Annotated in this window: 6 protein-coding genes and 1 tRNA gene; 1 reads left to right on the top strand and 6 read right to left on the bottom strand. The window is 49.5% G+C overall.

Annotated elements, in window-relative coordinates:
* Positions 1–82: 82 nt before the first annotated feature.
* Positions 83–157 (bottom strand) — tRNA-Gln (locus tag JU82_RS06000).
* Positions 158–315: 158 nt separating this feature from the next.
* Between JU82_RS06000 and JU82_RS05995 the strand changes: the two genes are divergently transcribed.
* On the top strand, positions 316–1,353 hold the full coding sequence (locus JU82_RS05995) for a bifunctional 3,4-dihydroxy-2-butanone 4-phosphate synthase/GTP cyclohydrolase II (protein ID WP_037947994.1): 1,038 nt from the start codon (positions 316–318) through the stop codon (positions 1,351–1,353).
* 4 nt (positions 1,354–1,357) lie between these two features.
* Here the strand turns inward: JU82_RS05995 and JU82_RS05990 are convergent, their stop codons facing one another.
* The 5 genes from JU82_RS05990 to JU82_RS05975 form a co-directional block, all read right to left on the bottom strand.
* Positions 1,358–1,972 (bottom strand): penicillin-binding protein activator LpoB, encoded by a 615-nt coding sequence (locus JU82_RS05990; protein ID WP_037947991.1) that lies wholly within the window; start codon positions 1,970–1,972, stop codon positions 1,358–1,360.
* Positions 1,973–1,983: 11 nt separating this feature from the next.
* Complete coding sequence (locus tag JU82_RS05985) at positions 1,984–2,343, bottom strand: YcfL family protein (RefSeq protein ID WP_037947989.1); 360 nt, start codon at positions 2,341–2,343, stop codon at positions 1,984–1,986.
* Complete coding sequence (locus tag JU82_RS05980) at positions 2,330–3,667, bottom strand: COG3014 family protein (protein ID WP_037947986.1); 1,338 nt, start codon at positions 3,665–3,667, stop codon at positions 2,330–2,332. Before JU82_RS05980 ends, JU82_RS05985 begins: the two co-directional genes overlap by 14 nt.
* A 49-nt stretch (positions 3,668–3,716) precedes the next feature.
* On the bottom strand, positions 3,717–3,857 hold the full coding sequence (locus JU82_RS11860; RefSeq protein WP_294892320.1) for a hypothetical protein: 141 nt from the start codon (positions 3,855–3,857) through the stop codon (positions 3,717–3,719).
* The coding region (locus JU82_RS05975) for a serine O-acetyltransferase (protein ID WP_037947983.1) at positions 3,854–4,306 on the bottom strand (453 nt) is incomplete at its 5' end. The genes JU82_RS05975 and JU82_RS11860, both read right to left, overlap by 4 nt.

Here is a 4,306-nt window from a genome sequence, read left to right as displayed (position 1 = left end):
GAACTGACGACCTTCGGGTTATGAGCCCGACGAGCTACCGGGCTGCTCTACTCCGCGATCCCGAATTAATGTGTAACAATAGTGGATGGGGTAGAGGGATTCGAACCCCCGAGTGACTGGACCAAAACCAGTTGCCTTACCGCTTGGCGATACCCCAACAATCTCTCTTGGAGGCCGAAATTATAGACATTTTTTAATCATTTGTCAAGCCATTCGAAAACAACGTGCAAAAAAAAGGCAATTTAGTGTTTGTGATAGATTTTTAATCCTTTTTGCTTATAATTCCCTACCTATATTTATAAAAAAAGAGTTTTGATGTCAGCAGTGCAACGGGTATTAGACGCGATCGAAGAGTTTAAAAAAGGGCGGATGGTCATTATGGTCGATGACGAGGACCGTGAAAACGAGGGAGACCTGGTCTATGCTTCTGTTTTTTCGACTCCCGATCATGTTAATTTTATGGCGACGCACGCCAAAGGGCTGATCTGCGTCGCAGTTAACCCCTCCATCGCCAAACGGTTGAATCTGGAACCAATGGTCAAATCCAATACCTCGATGCACGAAACGGCGTTTACGATCTCCGTCGATGCGGCAGCGGCGACTACGGGAATTTCGACGGCCGAACGCGACATGACGATCAAAATTCTGGCAAATCCTCTTTCGCATCCTGCCGAACTGGTCATGCCGGGACATATTTTCCCGCTGGTGGCGAAAGAGGGGGGGACGCTTGTTCGTATCGGACATACCGAAGGTTCCGTCGATTTGTGCCGTTTGGCGGGATTGGCCGAATCGGCGGTCATCTGTGAGATCATGAAAGAAGACGGAACGATGGCGCGTCGCGACGATCTGGACGTTTTTGCCGCCAAACACGACCTTAAAACGGTTTACATCTCCGACATTGTCGAGTACCGTCTGGCAAACGAAATGCTGGTCAAAGCGGTATCGGAAGAAGAGATCGAATTTTTCGGCGTTCATGTCAAGAAATACGAATTCGCCGACCATGAGGACAACCGCCATACGGCAATCGTCTTTTACCGTGCCGGAGAGACGGCGAACGTTAAAGTTCATAACGTCGTTCCCGACATCGATCTGCTGCTGAACCAAAGCAAATACACCTATCTGATCGACTCGATCAACTATCTCAAACACAACAGCGGCGTACTGCTGTTTATCAACAAACCGCCTCATCAGCAGGTGAACATGAAAGAGTACGGTATCGGTGCGCAGATCCTAAAATCGCTGGGGGTCAAGCATATGAGGCTGATTGCGGAATCAAAAATTTCCGATTTTGCGGGACTTGGCGGTTTCGGACTGAACGTGGTTGAAATCGTCAATGCCCACGAAGGGCATTAACGTCTTACCATCCTACTGTTGATTTGGAGGTCACTTTGCGGATCTCTTTTTCATCGGCCCAGACGATTTCCCCCGTCTGAGGATTCACCAATTCCAGAGAAATATTGTAATAAACGTCTTTGACGTCATCGCTTGCTTTTTTGATCGAGCGGACATTTCCGGTAATGACGTAATCGGCGTCGGTCATCAGTTTGATGTTCTTGTTGTCGGTGACGGTCGTCGTCAGGTTGCGTTCGTCATAGACTTCGCCTAGATTGGCTTTGTCGGCCAGAAAGCGCACTTGCCCGGATTTGAGGAGTTTGATCCGGATTTTATCGGTAATCGCTTTGGTATCGATGTGCTCGTAGGTAAGGTTATTGACGCTGCGAAGACGAACTTTCGGCGGCTGCGCGGCAGAAGCGATGTAGCGCGATTGCAGAAGAGACTGCGTGAGAGTTTCGGCGCTTGATTGAAGGTCGGTTGATCCGAAAGCGTCCGTAAGCGTCTCGACAGCCTTGGCATCGCCGTATTTGACGTTTGAGTCGTATCCGACCATCCCAGCCCCGCCTTTGGTGCTGCTGCACCCTGTAGCGAGGATCAACACCGAAGCAAGCGCGACAGATAACGATAGATATTTCATAGAGTTACTCCTTATTTTTCCGGTACGGAAACGATGATTTTATAATCGACGACATCGGGAACGCTGCTCATCTCAACGATCTGTACTTTTTGGTTTTTGTGAATCGTAATCGGTTTCCACGGCGTCGTATCTTTGATGATACCGTTTTTATCGTACCATTCGATCTGGTAAACGAACCCTTCGGTTTCGTCGTTGTCGTCGTTTTCAAGCTCGGCGACCACTTTCAGGAAAGCCCCTTCCTGAAAACTTTTGTGGTGGTTGATTTCAACCCGTTCTTCACCGATGATGTCTACTTTTGAAGCGCACCCGCTCATCAAGACTAAAAGTATTCCCGCTGCATACAGGGGAGTTAGGGATTTAGTAATCGGCATAATCGATCCTTATATTGTCGTGCGTGAGATAGGAGACAAGAATAAATACTCCTTTTCCCGTTTTGGGAAGAGTAAACGATTCTTGACGGTCATTCAATATGATACTGATAGTTTCCCCTTTTTTCGCTTCAAAATTCATCAGATAGCCTGAATTTGGCAGCGTCTCCCAGTTTCGGAATCCCGAATCGGCGATGGAACTGCCAAGATCGAAGAAGAGAGAAGTCAGAAGTCCTCCGAGGTCGCCGAAATGGTCATTCGCCTGCTTGGCCGCAATCCCTTTGGTCGTCGCGCGTACGGCTGCCTTGGCCAATTCGCCGGGGAATTCGTCACTGAGCGTTTTATAGGCCATCATATCGCTTTTAAGAAGTCGCGGCGGAGTAAATGTGCGCGGACCGTTTGCAATGGTGAGACGGTTGAGATCGTTGCCTGGGGGCGTGTAGGAAGGCAAATCAATGCTGGTGTATTCGGCGGCATGAAAAATGGGAAAACGGATTTTTTCGATTTTCATGGCAGGGGCTATCCCTGAGAGGACGACGATGTTGACGTGCAGCTTTTCCGGCGAAACCGACGTTTTGGACGAATTGATGGTTTTGGTCACGTTGGGGTTGAGCGCAATTGCTCTTTTGAGGAAAACACTTCCTTCATCGCCGGTAGCATCAGACAGACCGGATATTTCAGAAATAATGTATCCCAGCGTGTAAGAGAAGGGATCTTGATAGTTGTTGAGGAGATTTCTAATGTCGGGGCTGTTCAGCAACGCCGCCATCGAATAATTGGTCGGAACGGTATCGGTACTCGTGTCGCGCGCTGCCGCGGTGGCTTTGTCTTTGGCGGCTTGTTTGATCTTTTCATCCGATTCAATCAACCAGAATTCCTGCCGTTGTTCCATCCGGCGCATTTCGACGGCAGCCCCTTCGACTTTGCGGAGCATGATGTAGTTGATGGCATTGAGCGTGTGCATCAATGCCCGCTCGTATCCTTTTCCGAAATAGGTTTCGGACCCCTTGGACAACAACGAAGAACCTACAAAAGAGCCGATGTTACGTACGCTGATCGTCGCGCGGTTTTCATATTCGTCCAGTATGGCGTATGCTTTTTCAAACGATGCGATCGAGCTGTTGTAATCGCCGTTTGCCTGTTGCAATCGTGCAAGATTGAGCCAATACCAGTATTCGTCATCGTCGGAAGTATCGGCACAGAGGGAAGCTAGCGTTTTATCGAACGTCTGGGCTGAGAGACCGCCGCGAAGCTGCTCCGTACTTAGAACGGCAGCGTGAAGAGAAGTGTAGAGCGTGATGACCGCCGCTATGAAAAATCTGAACACCGTTCCTGCCCGTACTGATCTGTAGTGGTTTATTATACCACGCAACGCGTCAGCTTTGAGCGTTCGGGTCAAGAAACGCAATGCGCTGCGAGAATTGTCTGAGGATCAGGATCGCCGCCATCGTACCGGCCGTGTCAGCAAGTGAAAAATAGCGGATCGGCAAAAAAGCGATGCGGAAAAGAAGGATCAATGTTTCATCGCCTTGATGAACGATTCGTAGATATTTTCAAGCTGGAGGTCTTGTTCGAGAATCTCTTTGTTGTCCTGAACCATATGATGTTCAAGGACGGCAACCCGTTTGAGAAGGTATTCGAACATCTCTTTGTTGATATCGGGGAGCTTATTGTGGCTGAAGGGGTCTTTGTCGCGCCCTTTTTGGATGACATGGGCGGGTATTCCGATCGCGGTACTGTTTTCGGGAACTTCGCGTACGACGACTGAGTTGGCTCCGATTTTGGAATTGGCGCCGATCGTGATGTTCCCGAGGACTTTTGCCCCTGCGCCGATAACGACGCCGCTTTTAATCGTCGGATGACGTTTGCCGGGGGTAAGGCTGACTCCGCCGAGCGTCACTCCCTGATAGATCAGGACATCGTCTTCGATGATCGTCGTTTGGCCGATGACGACGCCGAATCCGTG

It is taken from the genome of Sulfuricurvum sp. MLSB, from assembly GCF_000747095.1.
GTDB lineage: Bacteria > Campylobacterota > Campylobacteria > Campylobacterales > Sulfurimonadaceae > Sulfuricurvum.
This window is presented reverse-complemented; position numbering and strand designations above follow the sequence as displayed.

Bases quoted from the DNA above. Each gene is read 5' to 3' on its own strand.
- JU82_RS05990 (WP_037947991.1), bottom strand. From the start codon at position 1,972: ATGAAATATCTATCGTTATCTGTCGCGCTTGCTTCGGTGTTGATCCTC.
- JU82_RS05985 (WP_037947989.1), bottom strand. From the start codon at position 2,343: ATGCCGATTACTAAATCCCTAACTCCCCTGTATGCAGCGGGAATACTT.
- JU82_RS05995 (WP_037947994.1), top strand. From the start codon at position 316: ATGTCAGCAGTGCAACGGGTATTAGACGCGATCGAAGAGTTTAAAAAA.